This window comes from Pseudomonas atacamensis (assembly GCF_017167965.1).
Lineage (GTDB): Bacteria > Pseudomonadota > Gammaproteobacteria > Pseudomonadales > Pseudomonadaceae > Aquipseudomonas > Aquipseudomonas atacamensis.
Genome location: NZ_CP070503.1, coordinates 3,167,897 through 3,187,387, shown reverse-complemented (window position 1 = coordinate 3,187,387; position 19,491 = coordinate 3,167,897). Strand labels below are relative to the sequence as shown.

Sequence of the window (19,491 nt, the reverse complement as noted above, 5' to 3'; positions counted from 1 at the left end):
TCTGCTGAAGCTTGATCATTGAGCTTCACGGGTTCGTTCGCTCGCAAAGAGGGCGCCAACCGTGGAAATTTTCATCCAGCTCCTGTTGAACGGCTTATTGCTCGGTGGCACGTTGGCCATCATCAGCATCGGCCTGACTTTGATTTTCGGCATCGTGCGTGTGGTCAACTTCGCCCATGGCGAGTTTTTGATGATCGGCCTGTATGCCGTGTACTTGCTGAATTCGCACTTCGGCATCCACCCGTATATAGCGATCATTCCTGCGACGATCCTGTTGTTTGCCGCTGGTGCGGCAATGCAGCGTTTCATCATTCAGCCGTTGCTTGGCGCTGAGGGACATATCCAGATTTTCGCCACCGTGGGAGTCTCGATTGCCCTGATGAACGGCGCGTTGCTGATCTTCGGTGCCGACGTCATGACGGTGAAGAACATCAACGTCGGTACCACAACCGTCAGCTTTGGCGCCTTTCGCGTCAGCAGCGGTCAGTTGATCACTTTTGTCGCGTCGCTCGCACTGGTCGCGGGGCTGCACTGGTTTTTGCAGAACACCTTTCTCGGCCGGGCCGTCCGCGCTACTGCACAGCATCGCAACGCGGCGCAACTGATGGGCGTCAACGTCAAGAACATCTATGTGTTTGCCTTCGGCCTGGGTTGCGCCTGCCTGGGCGTCGCCTCGGGACTGATCGCTCCGCAATATCCGGTCTTTCCAACCGTTGGCACTTTCTTCGTGCTGACGGCGTTTGTGATTGTGGTGCTGGGCGGTCTGGGCAGCCTGTCCGGCGCACTGATCGGTTCAATGCTGATCGGCATCGTCGACAGTCTCGCCGGTTACTACATCGCGCCGGACCTCAAGGAGGTCGTCTATTTCACGATTTTCCTGGGCATCCTGGTGTTTCGTCCGACAGGTCTTTTCGGCGCCGGTCGCGGGTCTGAGTGAGGAAAATGGTCATGAATATTTTGCACCCGCGTGTCTATGTCAGTGCACTGGCCCTGGCGCTGTTACTGATCATTCCATTGAGCGTTGGCTCGCCGTTCGTTTATCACCTGTTCATCCTCATATGCAGTTATGCGGCACTGGCCAGTGCCTGGAACATCGTCGGCGGGTTTGCCGGCCAGCTGTCGTTGGGGCATGCCGTGTTCTATGGAGTGGGCGCTTACACGACGACGCTGTTGATGATGAAACTGGGCATCAGTCCATGGATCGGCATGTTCGCTGGCGCAATCCTGTCGTCGATTGTCGCGGTGCTGATCAGTTGGCCATGCTTCAGATTGCGCGGGCCGTTTTTTGCCTTGGCGACCATTGCGGTGCTGGAGGTCGTGCGTCTGGTGGCGATCAATCAGCATGACGTGACCGGTGGTGCGGCAGGGCTGGGCGTACCGCTGAAGCTCGGTTTCGAGTGGATGTTGTTCCGCCCGCGCTGGCCATACCTGCTGATTGCCTTCGCGTTTCTGCTCATCACATTGGCGGTGTCGTGGAAGATGAAGAATTCCCGACTGGGTTATTACCTGATCGCCGTGCGTGAGCGTGAAGACGCCGCCCATGCGGTGGGCGTGAACTCGGTCAAGGTCAAGCTGATCGCCGTGGTGTTGTCCGCATTTATCACCAGCCTGGTCGGCAGCTTTCACGCGATGTACCTGACCTTCATCGAACCCGGCTCGATGTTTTCTCTGGAGATGTCGATTCAGATCGCCATGTTCGCGTTGATTGGTGGACTGGGCACGGTATCGGGACCGCTGATCGGCACTTTGCTGGTGCTGCCGCTGGCTGAACTGGCACGCGGCTGGCTGGGCGATCTGGGCAGCGGTGTGCACGGTCTGGTCTATGGCATCGTGCTGGTCGCGGTGGTGCTGACTATTCCGCAAGGCGTGGTGGGGCGTTTTGGGGCCCGGATATTTGCCTGGATCGACTCATTGCCCGGCGGCCGTCGTTCGATGGCAAATACAGAAGCACCGATCGGGCCGACCTTGGCGCAAGCCCACTCGGCCACGCACGGTGAGCCGGTTCTGGTCGCAGAAAACCTGCACAAGTTCTTTGGCGGACTGCACGCCACCAACGATGTTTCGCTGAGCTTGGCCGAAGGCGAAATCGTGGGTGTGATCGGCCCGAATGGCGCCGGCAAAACTACGGTGTTCAACCAGCTCTCCGGATTTCTCCTGCCGTCCAAAGGCCAAGTGAAAGTGCGCCTGCTCAATGGCGACTGGGTCACCCCGAACAGCCCGGCCGAGTTCGCCAGGGCAGGCATTGGCCGGACCTTTCAGATCGTCCAGCCATTCGCTGATTTGAGTGTCTGCGAAAACATCATGCTCGGTGCATTCATGCACACCGCCGACGCGAAGGAGGCGAGGGCGATCGCCGAGCAAGTCGCCGAGCTGACCGAACTCACCGCGCTGCTCGACACCCGGGCGCGCAACTTGACGGTCGGCGGCATGAAGCGCCTGGAAATGGCCCGCGCCCTGGCGACGCGCCCGCGCATCCTGCTGCTCGACGAGGTCATGGCCGGCCTCAACCCGACGGATGTTGCCAAGGCCATCGCAGTCATTCGCCGGGTGCGTGATTCGGGTGTCAGCGTGTTGATGATCGAGCACTTGATGCAAGCCACCATGAGCCTTTCTGACCGCATCGTCGTGATCAGTTCCGGCACGCTGCTGATGCAGGGTGCGCCTCACGATGTGATCAACGATCCTCAGGTTATCGAAGCCTACCTCGGTAAGGAGTACAGCCATGCTTAAACTCGACAACGTCCACAGCGGCTATGGCGGTACGGAGATCCTTCGTGGCGTGTCCTTCGAGGTCAATGCCGGTGAGGTGGTGACTATCGTCGGCGCCAACGGCGCCGGCAAAACCACGACCCTGCGCAGCTTGTGCGGCATCGTCACACCGTCCCAAGGCACGATCGAATTCGAAGGCCAGCGCATCGATGGCAATCGCCCCGATCAGATTGTCGACGCGGGCCTGACACTGATACCGGAGGGGCGCCAGTTGTTTCCCTTCATCAGCGTGCGCGACAACCTCTTGATGGGCGCCTACAAACGCAGTGCACGAGCAGGCTACAGGCAGCGTCTGGACAATATTCTCGATCTGTTTCCGAGGGTGCGCGAACGCCTTGATCAGAACGCCGGGACACTGTCGGGCGGCGAACAACAAATGGTTGCCATCGCCCGGGGCCTGATGGCCGAGCCGAAATTGTTGATGTTTGATGAGCCGTCGCTGGGCCTGTCACCGCTGCTGGTGTCGCAGGTCTTCGAGATCATCGACAGGATTCTCCAGTTGGGCACCACCGTGTTGATCGTCGAGCAGAACATCGTTCATACGCTGCGCATTGCTCATCGCGGTTACGTGCTGGAGAACGGCGAAGTGGTGCTCAGCGGCACCGGCCAGGAACTGCTGGAGAACCCGCACGTCAAGCGTGCTTATCTGGGGCTCTGACCCAGTCCATTCATCTGCAAGTGAGAACAGCTCATGACTCATTCCAGACACGCCGGGCGCACCGTATTGGTCACCGGCGCCGGGGGCGGCATCGGTGCGGCGATCGCGCGGTTGTATTGCGAAGAAGGTGCAGCCGTGGCGCTGCTCGATGCTGATGCCGACAAGGTGCAACAGCAGGGCGTGGCGTTGCGTGATGCCGGTTTTGCGGTCGCGTGGGCGCAGGCTGATGTCGCGAGTTTTCAAGACTGCGCTGCTGCCTGCGAGCGCGTGCAAGGTGAGCTTGGCCCCATCGATACCCTGATCAACAACGCCGGCATTTCGCCCAAACACCACGGCGCACCCGCGCCGATCTGGACCATGGCGCCGGATGAGTGGCTGCGGGTGGTCGATATCAACCTCAATGGCTCCTTCAACCTGGTGCGAGTGCTCGCGCCCGGCATGGTCGAGCGCCGGTTCGGGCGCATCGTCAATATGTCTTCGGTGGCGGGCAGCGCGTTCTTGCCGATTGTCGCAGCGCACTACAGTGCGACCAAAGCCGCAATCATCGGCTTTACCCGCCACCTGGCCGGCGAACTCGGGCCGTTCGGTGTCACCGCCAATGCGCTGGCACCTGGACGAATCGAAACGCCATTGCTCAAGACCGTATCGGCCCAGGCCAATCAAGCCGTGGTCGACGAGACACCGTTGCGCAGGCTGGGCACACCGCTTGAGGTGGCAAGGGCGGCGTGTTTTCTCACGTCGAGCGAAAGCGACTTCATCACCGGCCAGGTGGTTGATGTCGCGGGCGGCTGGTTGATGCGCTGATGACTTCTTGCGAGGACGTTTGTCATGGTTAAAACGATGGGATTTCCCGGGCGCTACGAGCAGGGTCCGAATGCATTGCAACAATTGGGCAGAGTGCTGAACGACATGGGCCGATCACGGCCGCTGGTGCTTTGCGATGAGTTTGTCGCCCGGCATCTATGGCCGCAGGTTGGCGCCGCGTTGCAGGACCAGGGATGGGAGCCATTGCACATCGAGTTTCCCGGCGAGTGCACGCGCGCTGCCATTGCGCAGTTATCCGAGCAGGCATTGCTGCACGCCCCCGACACGATCATTGCGCTGGGCGGTGGCAAGACCATCGATACGGCGAAGGGGCTGGCGGCCAATCTCGACGTACCGATCGTTGTCTGCCCCACGATCGCTTCAAGTGACGCGCCAACGAGTCGGCTGATCGTGCTTTACGACGAAGAGCACAAAGTGGTGGGCGTGGAGTTCCTGAAGATGAATCCCGCTGCGGTGATTGTCGATACAGAGGTCATCGTTCAGGCGCCGGCACGGTTCTTCGCGGCCGGGATCGGCGATGCCATCAGCAAGAAATTCGAAGCCCGACAGTGCTACGCCGCCGGCGGCCACAACTCTTTCGGCACACCGCCGCTGCACACGGCATTGATGCTCACCAACCTGGTTTTCGACACGCTGATGCAGTACGGCGTCCCGGCTTATCAGGCGGTGTGTCGCCATGAACTCACCGATGATGTCGAGCGGGTCATCGAAGGCACCGTGTTGATTAGTGGTGTCGGTTTCGAGAGCGGTGGTTTGTCACTGTCCCATGCCCTGGTTCGGGGGCTGACCGCGATACCGGCGATGGCGTCGATGCTGCACGGCGAACTGGTGGCGTTCGGCACGCTGGTGCAGATGGCGGTGGAGGCGCGACCGGTCGAAGAGATTGAACAGGTCGCGCGTCTGCTGCACGCGGTGAAGCTGCCTGTGACGTTGGCTGAGCTGGGTCAGCGCACGCCATTGACGACGGCGCAGATCACTGTCCTCGTGGACGCGACCTTATCGGCGGCATACGCCAGAAACATGCAACCGCCCTTGACCTACCAGCGCCTGGTGGAAGGATTGGCGGCGGCTGACAGCCTGGGTGCGCGGTTGATCAGAGGCTGCGCGAAGCCGCCCGCGATGCTGTGATCCTGCGTCACAACAGGTATGACCAAGTAGCTGTTTTCTCCCGTACAGCGACGCCATAACCTTTCCCTCAAGCGAAATCCTGGCGCAATCAAGTGCTGTGAGTTCGTCAAGAAAACCTAGAGGCCTGACAATGAATACTCCTGTTAAACCTGATGAGCTCGCCATTGCGTACCAGTTGCCGCAAGTTCCATTCATGACGCCCGACATGGTGCATCCGGGCGTCATGACGCAGTGGCTCGAAGATGATGCGCTGTGGGTGCCGGTAACGAAATCTGTCTCCTTCAAGCCATTGCTGCTCAACACCAGCGGCGGCTATTACATCAACCTGTTGCGGGTGCGTCAGGCCGGCGTGCTGTCGCGTCACCGCCATACCGGCGGCGTGCATGCGATCGTGCTCAAGGGTCGCTGGTACTACCTGGAGCATGACTGGGTCGCGGAGGAGGGGTCTTTTGCCTATGAGCCGCCCGGTGAAACGCATACCCTGTTCGTCCCCGAGGATGTGAGTGAAATGATCACCTGGTTCCACGTGCAGGGTGGCTACACTTACGTCGATCCGCAGGGCGTTGCCGTGGGTTACGAAGATGTGTTTACCAAGCTTGAAGCCGCCCGAGCGCATTACAAGACGCTGGGTTTGCCGGACGACTACATCGAACAGTTCATTCGCTGACCCGGCCCCCATGAAAAAGCTCGCTTCGGCGCGCTTTTTCATGAGCGTTGAGACAACATGCCTTCAAGCTTTTCGCCAGGACCGGCCATGGACAATTATTCGCAGCTACTCGCTTTTATCTGGTCTACCGAATGTGGAAGTTTTTCTGCTGCCGCGCGCGCCCATCACCTGACGCCATCAGCGGTCAGCAAACTGATCACCCGCCTGGAAGATCGCTTGCAGGTCCGGCTGTTCCAGCGCGGCTCGCGCGTGCTTACGCTGACCGAGGAGGGCGCCGCTTACCTGCGCAGCGCCAAAGCCGTCGTCGAAGCCATGAACGAGGCGGACTCGCTGGCCGAGGCGTTGCCCTCCAGGGTCAGTGGCACCCTGCGCATTCACACCATGACCTCTTTCGCCAAACACCAGATCGTGCCGTGGCTGCCCGAATTTCTGGATTTGTATCCCTCACTGGACGTTGAGATTCAACTCGGTGCGCAATTCGTCGATCACTTCGAGCAAGGTCTGGATATCGCCATCCACAGCGGCGTATTGCCCAGCTCATCACGCATTGCCAGACGCATCGGCGAATGTGAATGGCTGATCTGTGCCTCGCCGCAGTACCTGGCTGAACACGGCACACCAACCACACCCGCAGATTTGCTGAATCATCGTTGCTTCAATTTCAGCTTCGTCAGCCCGTGGAATAAATGGTCATTTTTGCAGGATGGAGACGGCGTCTCGGTACCGGTGACCGCCAGCGCGTCTTTTACTCAAGGCGATCTGTTGCGCGACATGGCGCTGTCAGGCGCTGGCGTGGTGAAGCTTGCGGACTTTCATATCGGGCTTGATGTAAAAGCGGGAACACTGGTGCCGTTGCTTGAGGATTTCAAAACGGGTGTGGTCGAGCCGATCTACCTGCTTTATTCGGATCGCAAGCATTTGAGTCCACGGATACGAGTGTTCATCGAGTTTTTTCAGAACAAGTGGCGTGAGCATCCGTGGAAAACTGAAAGCTGGCTGTAAAAGACTGGCGTCAGCGACGGACTACTCCGTCGCCAACAGCCTCTTTACCTCACCCACAATCACCGCAATATCAAACGGCTTGGGCACCACCACATCAAACAGATCCGAACGCTGCATGCCGATGTGCGCTTGCGCGCCACTCATGAGAATGATCGGCAAGTGTTTGACGGACGGCTGGGCACGCACGGCTTCGGCGAATTCGAGGCCGTCCATGACTGGCATCATGAAGTCGGTAATAACCAGCGCCGGGCGTTCTCTTTCCAGCACCTCGAGCGCTTTCTTGCCGTTGCTCGCGGTCACGGTCATGAAGCCCTCATCCTCAAGCGCAAAGCCAAGAATGTCAGCAATCAGATACTCGTCGTCGACTACCAGAATGGTGGTCATGTTATTTCAACCCGCTTGAAGACTTACGAAATTGAACCAGGCAATGACTCAGCTGCGACTGAAGGTTCATTTTTCAAAGCCTTTTCCAGGAACACATCTTGATCGCGTACAACCACCTCGAACCGCGACGGGTTGTAGGAGCTATCGCGTACCTTAAGAATGGAAAGCGTCCTGCGAAGTTCAGCGTGATTCTCAAAGAAACGCATGAGGATCAGGTTGTCGACAATACTGGACAGGTCAGAGTTCGGTGCGCTGACCTCGGATCCGAACAAATCGCGCATTTCCCAAGAGGCAAAGACCGTCACGCCTCTGGACCGCAGCTCGTTCATCAATGCACTGAAAAAGTCGGTGATGCGTTCCGGTGTGGTTGACACCCGTGTCATGCCGCTCAGGCTATCGATGAACAGGCGCTTGATGCCTTTCTCATCGACCAGGCTCAGCAGGCGTGCGCCGAGGCCATCAAGCAAACCCTCCGTTGTTGGCTGCCAGGCAATGCTCAATGCGCCGCTGTGTTCCATGTGTTCAATATCGATGCCCAGCGAACGGCCTTTCAGGCGCAGGCGCTGCGGGCTTTCATAAAAACCGAAATGCAGTCCAGGCGCTTCGGCCGTAGATTGCGCGAGAAACTTCAGGCCCAGCGTGGTTTTGCCGATGCCGGAAGGACCCATGACCAGCGTCACGCTGGAGCTGTGCAAGCCGCCACCGAAGATCTCATCGAGCGACGCAATGCCGCTTGGAATGCGCGTCATGTCCGCGCTGTCAGGGGCGGAAGGGCGCTTGTAGAGACTTTCGAGGCGCGGGTAGACGACCAGGCCGTTATCGGTGATTTCACATTCGTGCAGACCGGTCAACGCGCCGCTGCCGCGAGTCTTGCGCAAATGAATGCGGCGCACCGAACGGGTACCGAACAGCTCTTCGCCCATTTCGATGACGCCGTCGACCATCGTATGCTCGGGGCTGCCGTCGTCCAGGCGCGAGCTGGTCAGGAACAGCACGGTGCAACCGGCAAATGCGGCATGGCCTTGCAGTTCAGAGATGAATTTTTTCGTGTCGATCGGCGAGTCGGCTTTGGAGCGTGCATTGAGCAGGCCGTCGACGACCATGACGGTCGCCTTCTGGCGGGTGATTTCGCGTCGCAGCAGCTTCACGACTTCATCGAGGCCTTCGTTTTCCAGCGTATCGAATGCGCTGACAAACTGAATTTCGGCGCCGACTCGCGAGGCGTCGAAGAAACTCATGGTCGACAGGAACTGGAACAGGCGGTCGTGGGACTCGGCCAGCAACGTGGCGACCAGCACACGACCGCCATTACGGGCATGGTGAAACCCTAGCTGGTTGGCAAGGATGGTCTTGCCGGAGCCCGGGCGCCCTTGAATGATGTATGAGGCGCCGGCGACAAAGCCCCCCTGAAGCAGCGCGTCGAGCCCTTCGATCCCGCTTTGAAGGCGTTTTAGCTTTTCCACAATGCGACCCTGATCTGAATAAACAGGCTTGTTCAGCCGAATGAGTGAAATGCTAACGCCATTTCCGGTTGAGGGCCATAAAGGCTGGGGAAAAGTAGCGTTTTTGCAATGTGAACCTGGCACGTGACTGCTCGGGATCAGGGGGTAGTGACAAGTCCGGCACAGGAAGATTCGATTTTTCGAAACCCGGAAGCCGATTACATCCATAGGCGCTGCTGCGGACCATTAGGGTAGCGCTTGCCACCTTGCTTTCATGAAATCGTCACAAAACTGCTGCAGAGTTCGGGAGCCCGTAATCACTAGGTGTCATTTAATGAAAAGTTTGATGAAGTCTGCTGCGCTCGCCATTGCGGTATCTGTTTGTGCCACCTCGGCCTCCTTTGCAGCAGAAAATGTTCGCCTGACGGGGTCCGGAGCAAGTTTCCCGGCGCCGATCTATCTGACCTGGTTCAAGGATTTCAGCAAGAAATCCGATGGCGTCACTGTCGATTACCAATCCAAGGGCAGTGGCGCGGGCGTACAGGACTTCTTGAACAAAACCGTGGATTTCGCTGCCAGTGACTCGGCAATGAAAGACGAAGATATCGCCAAGGTCGCCGAAGGCGTGCAGTTGCTGCCAATGACCGCCGGGGAAATCGTGCTGGCCTATAACCTGCCGGGCAATCCCAAGGGGCTGAAGCTGCCACGCGACGTCTATTCCAACATTTTCCTGGGCAAGATCACGCGCTGGAACGATCCGCAGATCGTCGCAGCCAACCCGGACCTGAAGCTCTCCGATACGCCGATCACCGTTGTCGTGCGTGCAGATTCCAGCGGTACGACCGCGGTATTCACCAAGCACCTGGCAACCGTCAACGCCGAGTTCAAGCAGGCGTTGGGTGAGGGCAACACCGTCAACTGGCCGGCCAGCGACAAGTTCATCAAGTCGCCGAAAAACGATGGCGTGACGGCGACCGTACGCCAGACCCCTGGAGCGATTGGTTACATCGAATATGGCTTCGCCAAGCTCGCCAAGGTCGACTTTGCCCAGTTGCAGAACAAGGCTGGCAATTACGTCGTGCCAAACGCCGAAAGCGGTGCCGAGGCCCTGGCGGCGGTGAAAATGCCGGAAAACCTGGTGGCCTGGCTGCCTGATCCGGACGGTGCCAAGTCCTATCCGATCACCTCTTATACCTGGATGATTTTCCGCAAGGACAATGGCAACCCGGCCAAGGCCAAGGCCATGCGTGAAATGGTCGAATACAGCCTGACCGAGGGGCAGAAGATTGCCGATTCGATGGGTTACATCCCGTTGCCACAATCGGTCGTCGAACAGGTTCGCAAAGCGTCCGCCAACATTCAGTAACGCCGTGAGGTCTCTCTCGGCGTGTGCGTCTGCGCCACGCCGGGAGAGTTTTCCCCCTGTTCCGGACCTAGCCCATGAACGAACCTTTTGTCTTACCGGTTAATCCCGACTCTGCCTGCCAGCCACCCTCGACGAAGGATTTTCTGGTTGATCGCACCTTCCGCGCGCTCGCACGCATCGGTGTGGTACTGATTCTGGCGCTGGTATTTGCACTGGTGTTCGAAGTCGGACGCAAGGCACTTCCCGGTATGGAGAAGCACGGCTTCGATGTGCTTCTGGGCAGCGTGTGGGACGTCAACCAAGGCAAATACGGCATCCTGCCGGCCATCTGGGGCACGCTTTACAGCGCCTTCATCGCGTTGCTGATCGCCGGTGTTTTTGGCGTGAGCATGGCGATTTTCCTGACCCAGGATTTCCTGCCGACCAAGCTCGCTGCGCTGTTTCGCACCATCGTCGAACTGCTCGCGGCCATTCCCAGCGTGGTCTATGGCCTGTGGGGGATCTATGTGGTGATCCCGGCGATTCGGCCGCTGACGACCTGGTTGAACAGCGAGCTGGGCTGGATACCCTTTTTCGGTACGTCCCTGAGCGGTCCGGGCCTGCTGCCCGCAGCGCTGGTACTCGCGATCATGATTCTGCCGACCATTGCCGCCGTGTCGCAGGACGCGCTGACGGCTGTGCCGATGAAAACCAAGCAGGCCGCGTACGGCATGGGCACTACCCATTGGGAAGCGATTCTCAAGGTGATGGTGCCTTCGGCCGCCACCGGCATTTTCGGCTCGCTGGTGCTGGGCCTGGGGCGCGCGCTGGGTGAAACGATGGCGCTGGCCATGCTGGTCGGCAATGCCAACAACATTTCCCTCTCGTTGTTTGCACCGGCCAACACGCTTGCCGCTCTACTGGCGCTGAACTTCCCCGAAGCCGGGCCGAACGAGATCGAGGTGTTGATGTATGCCGCGCTCGTACTGATGTTGATTACGCTGATCGTCAACATTTTCGGCTCGATGATCATGATGTACGCCCAACGGGGTAACAAGTGATGACTGATCTGACCGCAGCAACAGACCTGACGGCGCCAACCGGTGCGATGCCCAGTTTGCAACGCAGGTTCGAAGGCCGCGCGCTGCGCAGCCTGATCCTGACCACCCTGGTCTGGGCAGGTGCTTTGCTGGCCAGCGTGCCGCTGATTTCCGTGCTCTACATGCTGATCACCCGCGGTGGCGCGCGTCTGAACCTGGAAGTCTTCACCGAACTGCCGCCGACCGGCTTCGAGATGGGCGGCGGTTTCGGCAATGCGATGGCGGGTACCTTTGTGATGGTCGGTATCGCGGCAGCGATCGCGGTGCCGGTCGGAATCATGGCGGCGATCTTCCTGGCTGAGCTGGGGCCGGACAGCAAGCTGGGGAACGCCGCGCGTTTTGCCGCCAAGATGCTTACGGGCCTGCCATCAATCCTGGCGGGGGTGTTTGCCTACGCTTTGGTAGTAATGACCACTGGCACGTATTCGGCACCGGCAGGTGGCGTGGCGCTTGCCGTCCTGATGCTGCCTATCGTGGTGCTGACCGCCGAAGAATCGATGCGGATGGTGCCCAAGATCATGAAAGATGCTGCTTATGGCATGGGCTGCACGCGCTCGCAGGTCATCTGGAAAATCATCTTGCCGACCGGCATGCCGGCGATCCTGACTGGCGTGATGCTCGCCGTGGCACGTGCCGCAGGCGAGACGGCCCCTTTGCTGTTTACCGCGCTCTTCAGCAACTACTGGATCTACCACCAGGGCAGTCTCGATGTCATGAATCCGACTGCCTCGCTGGCGGTGCTGATCTACAACTTCTCCGGCATGCCTTTCGATAACCAGCTCGAGCTCGCATGGGCGGCCTCTTTGGTGCTGGTGATGATCGTGCTGTTCGTGAACATCATCAGCCGGATTTTCGGCAAGCCCAAGTATTAAGAACGGGAGCATCTGATTTTGAACGTATCCACTGCGCAAATTGCCGCTCCGTTTGTCACCCAGGCGCCTGTAGTCATGGACTGCAAACTGGACAAGATTTTCTACGGCAACTTCATGGCAGTACGTGACAGCCACGTGCCCATCGAGAAAAACAAGATCACCGGATTCATCGGTCCCTCAGGCTGCGGCAAAAGTACCGTGCTGCGCAGCCTCAACCGGATGAACGATCTGGTGAAGGGCTTTCGTTTCGAGGGCCATGTGCATTTCCTCGGGCAGGACGTCTACGGCAAGGGCGTCGATCCGGTGGTCGTGCGCCGCTACATCGGCATGGTGTTTCAACAGCCTAACCCGTTCTCGATGAGCATCTTCGACAACGTCGCGTTTGGTCTTCGCCTCAATCGCTACAAGGGCGATATTGGCGACCGGGTCAAGCATGCGCTGCAAGGCGCCGCGCTGTGGGACGAAGTCAAGGACAAGCTCAAGGTCAGCGGCCTGTCGCTCTCCGGTGGCCAGCAGCAACGCCTGTGTATCGCCCGGGCGATCGCCACTGAGCCGGAAGTCCTGCTGCTGGATGAGCCTTGTTCGGCACTGGACCCGATCGCCACTAGGCGCGTCGAAGAATTGATGGTCGAGTTGAAGAAGGACTACACCATCGCACTGGTGACCCACAACATGCAGCAAGCCATCCGTGTTGCTGACACCACGGCGTTTTTCTCGGTGGATATTTCCCAGGGCACACGCACCGGTTATCTGGTCGAGATGGGCCCGACCGCGCAGATCTTCGACAACCCGCGTGAACAGATGACCGGCGATTACATCAGCGGCAAGTTCAGCTAAGTCACAGCACCGGTCACAGCCGCCTACCTGCATAAGCCAAATGGATTTGGCGGGCATCGGTGGACATTTACCAAGCGTTTCCAAGGAGCTCCAATGCCTGCCACGCATCGCCTTGATTTGCCTGCGATTGAACGCGCACTGCGGAAAGTGCAGAGCCGTTTCGCCGAACTCAGCCGGCACTTCACCGAGCCCCGAGACCCGTTGACTGATGAAGTGCTGCACAACGTGCTTGAAGGCTATGCGTTGGTTGACGAGTATGTTGCCCGCGGCGTCGACCTGTTCGATCTGCAGCAACTGAACCTGATGCTGGAGATCAATGCGACAGTGCTTTGTGGCCGGGATCCGGCGCGCCGGCTGGAATACGCTCAGCATCTGGCAGCCACCGAGGCGCATTTCTTCAATAACGTCGAGGGCGGCATCAAGGACTTGTACAACTGGTATTGCGCGTACCGCAGTGAATCGGTCTGGAAGCGTGCAGCGGGTGTCTATGTGCGCATTCTGAGCAAGCCGCAGCTGTTTATCGAAGGCAACAACCGCAGTGGCTCGCTGATTGTCAGCTACTTGCTCATGCGGGCAGGGCTGCCTCCATTCGTGTTGACCCTGGAAAACGCCGAGGGCTATTTCAACCCGTCCTCGGTCATCCGCAACTCCGCCAAGCATGGCGTCAAGGCGTTGTACGAATTGCCCAAGATCAAGAAAAAATATGCAGCATTCCTGGAAGAACAGGCGCCCGATCCAATGAAGTTCTTTCTCAAAGGCACGCCTTTGCCTCTCTCTCAAGGTGGCCATTGATGAACTGGGCACCAGCATTTGCCAGATTGAAAACCTTCGGCAGCCGGGCAGGGCAGGCTATCCGCTGCGCTTTGCCGCAGTTGTTCGAACGTCAGCGCATACGGATTTCGTTCGATATCGATGACACGCTCGCTTGCCAGCTCCACCACTGCGCAGTCGAGAACAGTCGACTACCGGCCTGTATTCATCGTTGGCTGGGTGAACCGTTGCGAATGGGCACACGATCGCTGATCCGAGAGCTGCGTCGCCAGGATTGCAGTGTCTGGGTCTACACCTCATCCGGGCGCACGCCGTCCTATATCAGGCGCTGGTTGGCGCTGTACGGTATCCGCGTCGACGGCGTGGTCAACAGTGTGCTGCACAACCGTGCCCTGACGGCGCACGGAATGTCGAACGCGCCTTCCAAGTATCCGCCAGCGTTCGATATCGACTTGCATGTCGATGATTCGGAGGGCGTGCAGATTGAAGGCAAGGATCATGGCTTCCGGGTGGTCGTGGTGCATCCCGAGGATGATCGCTGGGCGCAGAAAGTGCTCGATTCGGTGGCCAAGGTCCAGGCGCAGCTCGCCTGGCAGCAAATGTTCAGACCTCAGGCGCCGGTGCAACAGCGTGCGGAGGCTGTCTTTGAGTCGCTTGGCTGAGGGAGTACGCATTGGCTATCTGGACAGCAGCGCCTCAGGTATACGAGGCACTGCTGTGAAATGACTCAATAGATGCGCAAACGATGCTGCGCAAAACATGTCTCGCAGAAACGACAAAGCCCTGAATAATCAGGGCTTTGTCGTATAAAGATGGCGGAGGCGATGGGATTCGAACTCATGGACCTGTTACAGTCGACGGTTTTCAAGACCGTTGCCTTAAACCACTCGGCCACACCTCCGTTTGCGTTGCGGGCGCCATAATACCTGAATGAAACACACTGTCAAACTCTCTGCATGGCTTGTTACAGAGCGTCTGTTATGATCTTTGCGACTGAACGTTTCAAACCAACAGGAGTGTCGCCATGCGCGAACAGGATTACGCAGTTAATAACAGCGTGCAGGCTGAGCAGCTAGAGGTTAGCCGCGTCCTGCGCAACACTTATGGTCTCTTGGCTCTGACCCTCGCATTCAGCGGCGTGATGGCCTTCGTAGCCCAGCAGATGCGTGTCGGCTACCCGAACATTTTCGTGGTGCTGATCGGCTTCTACGGGCTGTTCTTCCTCACCAACAAACTCCGTGATTCCGCGTGGGGCCTGGTGTCCGCCTTCGCGTTGACCGGTTTCATGGGTTTCCTGCTCGGCCCGATCCTCAACCGTTACCTGGGCATGCAGGGCGGCGCTGAAGTGGTCAGCTCGGCTTTCGCCATGACCGCACTGGTGTTCGGTGGTCTGTCGGCCTACGTGCTGATCACCCGCAAGGACATGAGCTTCCTCGGTGGTTTCATCACCGCCGGTTTCTTTGTCCTGCTGGGCGCTACGCTGGCGAGCTTCTTCTTCCAGATCAGCGGCCTGCAACTGGCGATCAGCGCCGGCTTCGTGCTGTTCTCGTCGGTCTGCATTCTGTTCCAGACCAGCGCGATCATCCACGGCGGCGAGCGCAACTACATCATGGCGACCATCAGCCTGTATGTATCGATCTACAACCTGTTCGTCAGCCTGCTGCAACTGTTCGGCATCATGAGCCGCGACGACTGATCATAATGGCTGCAATAAAAAACCCGCTTCGGCGGGTTTTTTATCGTCTGGAGAAAAGTGTCTGCTCAGTTGATGACGATGCTGCCGTCTACTTGCTGACGGTAGATCGTGTAGGGCAGCAGCAAAGTATCGAGCGCGCCGGAGACCACGGCGTCCACCAGCACCACCGGAATGGCCGCGTTGCGGTGATCATCGGGATCGATGCCTGAGGCCAGCGGAGCGTTCAGCGTGCAGAAGTCATAAGCGAGGCCGCTGTAGATTCTCGGTACCGCGCCGCAATAACTTTTCTGCTGCTTGAGTCCATCAACGGCAGCCTGGTCGTCGCGCGCCACCGTCTGAATCGTGCCACAGCCGCCGAGCAGCATGCCGGCCAGCAGTATTGCCTGAATTTTCATAGCGCCATTCCTTAGCCGCGAAAAACCCCAATCTACCCTGATCATTGGTAAAAGACACCTACGCCATCGGTGGCAGGCGTCGCTTGACCGGGGTCTTCTTGACGATCGCGGTGTTGGTTTCGGCCAACGTATTCAGGCGGTCGAGCAGGGTATCGAGCTGCTCCATCGAGCGCACGTGCAGGCGGGCGATGAAGCAGTCGTCACCGGTGACCTTGTCGCACTCGGTGAACTCCGGAATCGACATGATCTGCCGCTCAACCTCCTGCAGTTGCCCTGGCAGCGGCCGTACGCGAACGATCGCCTGCAACTGATAGCCGAAGCATTTCGGATCAATCTCCACCGTGTAGCCCTTGAGCACGCCGCGTTCTTCCAACCGCCGCAACCGCTCGGCCACGCTGGGCGATGACAGGCCGCTGATCTGCGCCAGCGCTTTGAGCGAGCGACGCGAGTCTTCCATCAGCGCACTGATAAGGATCTGATCGATATCGTCAGTCACATTCAAACTCCGGATTAGGCGAAGGGCGCAAATCACCCTCGATAAAAAAGGCAAAAAGCGAGTTTAGCCTGCTTTATGCGCTGGAGCAGCTCAAGGTGCGCTTGGCATACTTTTGCCATGCTTTAGACACAACCTCAGGAGAAGATGATGGACAACGCAATCCGCCGCGGCTCGCTGGAAATGACCGCCGCCATGCTGATATCGGGGACGATCGGCTGGTTTGTGCTGGTGTCCGGGCAACCGGTGCTGGACGTGGTGTTCTGGCGCTGCGTGTTCGGCGCCGGCACCTTGCTGTTGGTCTGCGCCGCGTTCGGCTTCCTGCGTCCGGGAATGCTGACCCGTACAACGTTTCTGCTGGCGGTGCTCAGTGGCATGGCGATTGTCGGCAATTGGGTGCTGCTGTTCGCATCCTATTCCCGCGCCTCGATTGCCATCGGCACCGCAGTCTATAACGTGCAGCCATTCATGCTGGTCGGTCTGGCGGCACTGTTTCTCGGCGAGAAAATTACCCTGCAGAAGCTGTTCTGGCTGGCGATTTCGTTCATGGGCATGCTGGCGATCGTCAGCGCCCATGGCACGCAAGGTGAGGAGGGTAACGATTACTTGATGGGGATTGCCCTGGCGTTGGGCGCGGCCTTTCTGTATGCGATCGCGGCACTGATCATCAAGCGCCTGACCGGCACGCCGCCACATCTGATCGCGCTGATTCAAGTCTGCACCGGGGTGTTGTTGCTCGCGCCGTTCGCGCATTTCGATGCGTTGCCGCAAGGCGTCGATGCCTGGGCGAGTCTGCTGACTCTCGGGATCGTGCACACCGGTCTGATGTACGTTTTGCTGTACGGCGCGATTCAAAAATTGCCGACGGCATTGACCGGCGCGCTGTCCTTTATCTATCCGATCGCTGCGATCTTCGTTGACTGGTTCGCCTTCGGCCATCGCCTCGAATTGCTGCAATGGATAGGCGTTGCAGCGATCCTGCTGGCCGCCGCCGGCATGCAACAAGGTTGGGGCTGGAAAGCCCGGCGGCTGGCGGCACAATAAGGATCAGATGTTCCAGCGCGGTGCGGTTGCTGCCAAGCGCTGGCGCATCTCGCTGATATTGGCCGCCAGTTGCCGGGTCAGCATCCGATAGCCGTCGAGCGTATTGGCGACTGGCGCATCAAGGTCCGCTGCTGGCAGCTCCATCGGTCGCTCCAGCCGTTGCGAGGCCCCGGTTTTCAACGCGCGAGCCATGCCGATCAGCTGCACACGAATCTGCCGGTGCTCAGCCTTCAGTGCCGTTTGCAGATGTGCCGTGGCCTGCGGGTCACTTGCGTTGGGCCGGATATTGCCGAGGATCTCCAGCGTGCTGATGCACATGCGCAGGTTGCGCTGAATCGCGTCGAGCTCGGTCATGGAAATTTTCACTTCCTTGGACACCGACGGCATCAGCGAGCGCAACTGCACCATCACCGCACCCACCTTGCTCATCAGCCGCACATGCTCGTCGGCGCTGACCGCTTCACCGTTGATGATGCGCCCGTACACCGTGGCGCAGTCGCGCAAGGCGTCGGCCAGGTTGTAACGCCACGAGTAGACCGCATACAGCGGCAAAGCAAAGGAGAAAGCCAGGGCGAGGGCGATGCCGATCAGGATGTCGACGCCGCGCCACAGACCATCGGTGATCGGGTTGTCGCCATGCCCGGCGACGATGAACACCGTGATCGCCGAGAGCAGGGCGGTGTAGCCGCCCTTGCCGATCGCGTGATAAGAGAAAAACCCACAGACCACGGCCATGGAAAAATAGGTCAGCCACGGCATGCCCAGCCAGGCGTGCTGCGCCACTAGGGCCAATCCGACCCCCGCGCCGATCAAGGTGCCGATGGCGCGCTCGGCGGCTTTTTTGCCGATGTTGCCGTGGTGCTGCAAACCGCCGATCACCACCAGCATGGTCACTGACGCCCATTCGCCGTGGGGCAGATTGATGCCAGTAGTCAGCAGAATCGTCGCCAGCAACCCCAGCGCCACCCGCACGGAATGGATCAGGCGGGCGTGACGGTAGCGCCGATACGGGTCCAGTAACGGACGCAGGATACGGCGCAACAGCGGTGGCAGGCGGTGGGTGCTGTAAGTAGTCAGTGCGAACCTCGTACGTCAATCAAATCAATGGAAGGGGAAAATGTAATTCATCCAGGCGGACATGCGCAGCAGGATTTTGCGCATCGCGCCGATGTGATGAAAGTGCTGACTGTAAAGCGCCGCTTGCCCGTAGGCGCCGCCCGGCATGAGCGTGCTGTATTCGGCGAACGCCGGGTCAGTGATTTCAATGATCACCGGCACCCGTCCGGCCGGTGGCGAGCCGGTGTAGCTGATCAGCGTGCCGGAAGGTTGCACCTGGCCCTCGGCGATCACCCCGATCACGCTTTTCACTCGCCCCGCGAAGACCTTGCCGGGAATGCCATCGAAGGCGACTTCGGCCTCGTCGCCCACGGTCAGACGCAGCAGGCTGTTCTGACGCATCCAAGCGGCGAAGTACTGACCTTCCTGCGGAATAAACACCATTGACGGGCGCAGCGGCAGCTTGCTCGCCATCATCCCCGGTCGCAGCGAAACGTGGGTGACGAAGCCTTTGCTCGGCGCTCGAACCACGGTGTTGTCCAGTTCAAATTGAGCGTTGTCCAGTTGCGCCTGCAGATCGTCGGTGCGGGCAATGGCCGCGTCCAGTTCACGCTGGGTGCCGAAGTTGCGGCGGATCAGTTCGGTGATGCGATAGCGGTCGCCCTTGGCTGCAACCAGTTGCGCCCTGAGCGATTTCAGGCGGTTCTGGAAAGGCGTGGGATCGATGCGAAACAGCACGTCGCCTTTTTCCAGGGGTTCGTTGCCCTTTACCGGCACGTCGATAACCTGGCCGCTGACGATCGGAATGACCGGCACCGAGACAAAGTAGGAGCGCGCCACCTCGGAATAGGGATGGTTGTAGTTCATGGTGAAAATCAGCGCGCCGATGATCAGCACGCCACCCAGGACAGCGGTGGGCACCGTCCATTTGTTCAGCGGAATGCGGAAGATCTTGAAGATGGCGACGCAGAGTGCGGCGTACGTGAGGATGAGCAACAGATCCATGC

At 59.0% G+C, this 19,491-nt stretch carries 21 protein-coding genes and 1 tRNA gene; 15 read left to right on the top strand and 7 right to left on the bottom strand.

Annotation, left to right across the window (positions count from 1 at the left end):
- Positions 1–61: 61 nt before the first annotated feature.
- From JWU58_RS14440 to JWU58_RS14410, 7 genes are all read left to right on the top strand, one after another.
- Complete coding sequence (locus JWU58_RS14440) at positions 62–937, top strand: branched-chain amino acid ABC transporter permease (RefSeq protein WP_122507239.1); 876 nt, start codon at positions 62–64, stop codon at positions 935–937.
- A gap of 11 nt (positions 938–948) precedes the next feature.
- A complete protein-coding gene (locus JWU58_RS14435) occupies positions 949–2,730 on the top strand; it encodes a branched-chain amino acid ABC transporter ATP-binding protein/permease (protein WP_206420353.1) in 1,782 nt (593 codons plus the stop codon).
- The gene (locus JWU58_RS14430) at positions 2,723–3,427 is read left to right on the top strand and encodes an ABC transporter ATP-binding protein (protein ID WP_016774571.1); all 705 of its coding nucleotides are present in this window, start codon (positions 2,723–2,725) and stop codon (positions 3,425–3,427) included. Before JWU58_RS14435 ends, JWU58_RS14430 begins: the two co-directional genes overlap by 8 nt.
- A 33-nt stretch (positions 3,428–3,460) precedes the next feature.
- Complete coding sequence (locus JWU58_RS14425; protein ID WP_125926768.1) at positions 3,461–4,231, top strand: SDR family oxidoreductase; 771 nt, start codon at positions 3,461–3,463, stop codon at positions 4,229–4,231.
- Positions 4,232–4,255: 24 nt separating this feature from the next.
- Positions 4,256–5,380: a glycerol dehydrogenase gene (locus JWU58_RS14420; protein WP_206420352.1), complete on the top strand. Its 1,125-nt coding sequence runs from the start codon at positions 4,256–4,258 to the stop codon at positions 5,378–5,380.
- A gap of 130 nt (positions 5,381–5,510) precedes the next feature.
- Complete coding sequence (locus JWU58_RS14415) at positions 5,511–6,047, top strand: 2,4'-dihydroxyacetophenone dioxygenase family protein (protein WP_024012829.1); 537 nt, start codon at positions 5,511–5,513, stop codon at positions 6,045–6,047.
- 87 nt (positions 6,048–6,134) lie between these two features.
- On the top strand, positions 6,135–7,049 hold the full coding sequence (locus JWU58_RS14410; protein WP_071172325.1) for a LysR family transcriptional regulator: 915 nt from the start codon (positions 6,135–6,137) through the stop codon (positions 7,047–7,049).
- A gap of 21 nt (positions 7,050–7,070) precedes the next feature.
- On the opposite strand, the gene JWU58_RS14405 is transcribed toward JWU58_RS14410, so the two are convergent.
- Entirely contained in the window at positions 7,071–7,433 is a 363-nt protein-coding gene (locus JWU58_RS14405; RefSeq protein WP_071172326.1) for a response regulator, read from the bottom strand.
- Between the two features lie 23 nt (positions 7,434–7,456).
- Positions 7,457–8,896, bottom strand: coding sequence for an ATPase domain-containing protein (locus JWU58_RS14400; protein ID WP_016774586.1), 1,440 nt, complete (start codon positions 8,894–8,896; stop codon positions 7,457–7,459).
- Positions 8,897–9,209: 313 nt separating this feature from the next.
- Between JWU58_RS14400 and pstS the strand changes: the two genes are divergently transcribed.
- From pstS to JWU58_RS14370, 6 genes are all read left to right on the top strand, one after another.
- Positions 9,210–10,241 (top strand): phosphate ABC transporter substrate-binding protein PstS, encoded by a 1,032-nt coding sequence (gene pstS, locus JWU58_RS14395; RefSeq protein ID WP_122610441.1) that lies wholly within the window; start codon positions 9,210–9,212, stop codon positions 10,239–10,241.
- 74 nt (positions 10,242–10,315) lie between these two features.
- Entirely contained in the window at positions 10,316–11,281 is a 966-nt protein-coding gene (pstC, locus tag JWU58_RS14390; RefSeq protein ID WP_206420351.1) for a phosphate ABC transporter permease subunit PstC, read from the top strand.
- The gene (pstA, locus tag JWU58_RS14385; RefSeq protein ID WP_110646555.1) at positions 11,281–12,192 is read left to right on the top strand and encodes a phosphate ABC transporter permease PstA; all 912 of its coding nucleotides are present in this window, start codon (positions 11,281–11,283) and stop codon (positions 12,190–12,192) included. The genes pstC and pstA overlap by 1 nt, the downstream gene beginning before the upstream one ends.
- 75 nt (positions 12,193–12,267) lie before the next feature.
- A complete protein-coding gene (pstB, locus tag JWU58_RS14380) occupies positions 12,268–13,029 on the top strand; it encodes a phosphate ABC transporter ATP-binding protein PstB (protein ID WP_016774591.1) in 762 nt (253 codons plus the stop codon).
- Positions 13,030–13,122: 93 nt separating this feature from the next.
- Positions 13,123–13,821 carry a hypothetical protein gene (locus JWU58_RS14375; protein WP_206420350.1) on the top strand — a complete coding sequence of 233 codons (699 nt, stop codon included), beginning with the start codon at positions 13,123–13,125 and terminating at the stop codon, positions 13,819–13,821.
- Positions 13,821–14,462: a hypothetical protein gene (locus tag JWU58_RS14370; RefSeq protein ID WP_241196123.1), complete on the top strand. Its 642-nt coding sequence runs from the start codon at positions 13,821–13,823 to the stop codon at positions 14,460–14,462. The genes JWU58_RS14375 and JWU58_RS14370 overlap by 1 nt, the downstream gene beginning before the upstream one ends.
- 151 nt (positions 14,463–14,613) lie before the next feature.
- Here JWU58_RS14370 and JWU58_RS14365 read toward each other — a convergent pair.
- Positions 14,614–14,701: transfer RNA gene (locus JWU58_RS14365), tRNA-Ser, on the bottom strand.
- 123 nt (positions 14,702–14,824) lie between these two features.
- Here JWU58_RS14365 and JWU58_RS14360 point away from each other — a divergent pair.
- Entirely contained in the window at positions 14,825–15,496 is a 672-nt protein-coding gene (locus JWU58_RS14360; protein ID WP_008006561.1) for a Bax inhibitor-1/YccA family protein, read from the top strand.
- A gap of 65 nt (positions 15,497–15,561) precedes the next feature.
- Here the strand turns inward: JWU58_RS14360 and JWU58_RS14355 are convergent, their stop codons facing one another.
- Positions 15,562–15,891 (bottom strand): YceK/YidQ family lipoprotein, encoded by a 330-nt coding sequence (locus tag JWU58_RS14355; RefSeq protein WP_133337985.1) that lies wholly within the window; start codon positions 15,889–15,891, stop codon positions 15,562–15,564.
- A 58-nt stretch (positions 15,892–15,949) separates the two neighbouring features.
- The gene (locus tag JWU58_RS14350) at positions 15,950–16,387 is read right to left on the bottom strand and encodes an Lrp/AsnC family transcriptional regulator (protein WP_056785725.1); all 438 of its coding nucleotides are present in this window, start codon (positions 16,385–16,387) and stop codon (positions 15,950–15,952) included.
- A 147-nt stretch (positions 16,388–16,534) separates the two neighbouring features.
- On the opposite strand from JWU58_RS14350, the gene JWU58_RS14345 reads away from it, so the two are divergent.
- On the top strand, positions 16,535–17,428 hold the full coding sequence (locus JWU58_RS14345) for a DMT family transporter (RefSeq protein WP_056785729.1): 894 nt from the start codon (positions 16,535–16,537) through the stop codon (positions 17,426–17,428).
- A 3-nt stretch (positions 17,429–17,431) separates the two neighbouring features.
- On the opposite strand, the gene JWU58_RS14340 is transcribed toward JWU58_RS14345, so the two are convergent.
- Together JWU58_RS14340 and JWU58_RS14335 are read right to left on the bottom strand one after the other, a co-directional pair.
- A complete protein-coding gene (locus tag JWU58_RS14340; protein WP_038861649.1) occupies positions 17,432–18,472 on the bottom strand; it encodes an FUSC family protein in 1,041 nt (346 codons plus the stop codon).
- Positions 18,473–18,529: 57 nt separating this feature from the next.
- Complete coding sequence (locus tag JWU58_RS14335; RefSeq protein WP_206420349.1) at positions 18,530–19,489, bottom strand: HlyD family secretion protein; 960 nt, start codon at positions 19,487–19,489, stop codon at positions 18,530–18,532.
- Positions 19,490–19,491 lie beyond the last annotated feature (2 nt).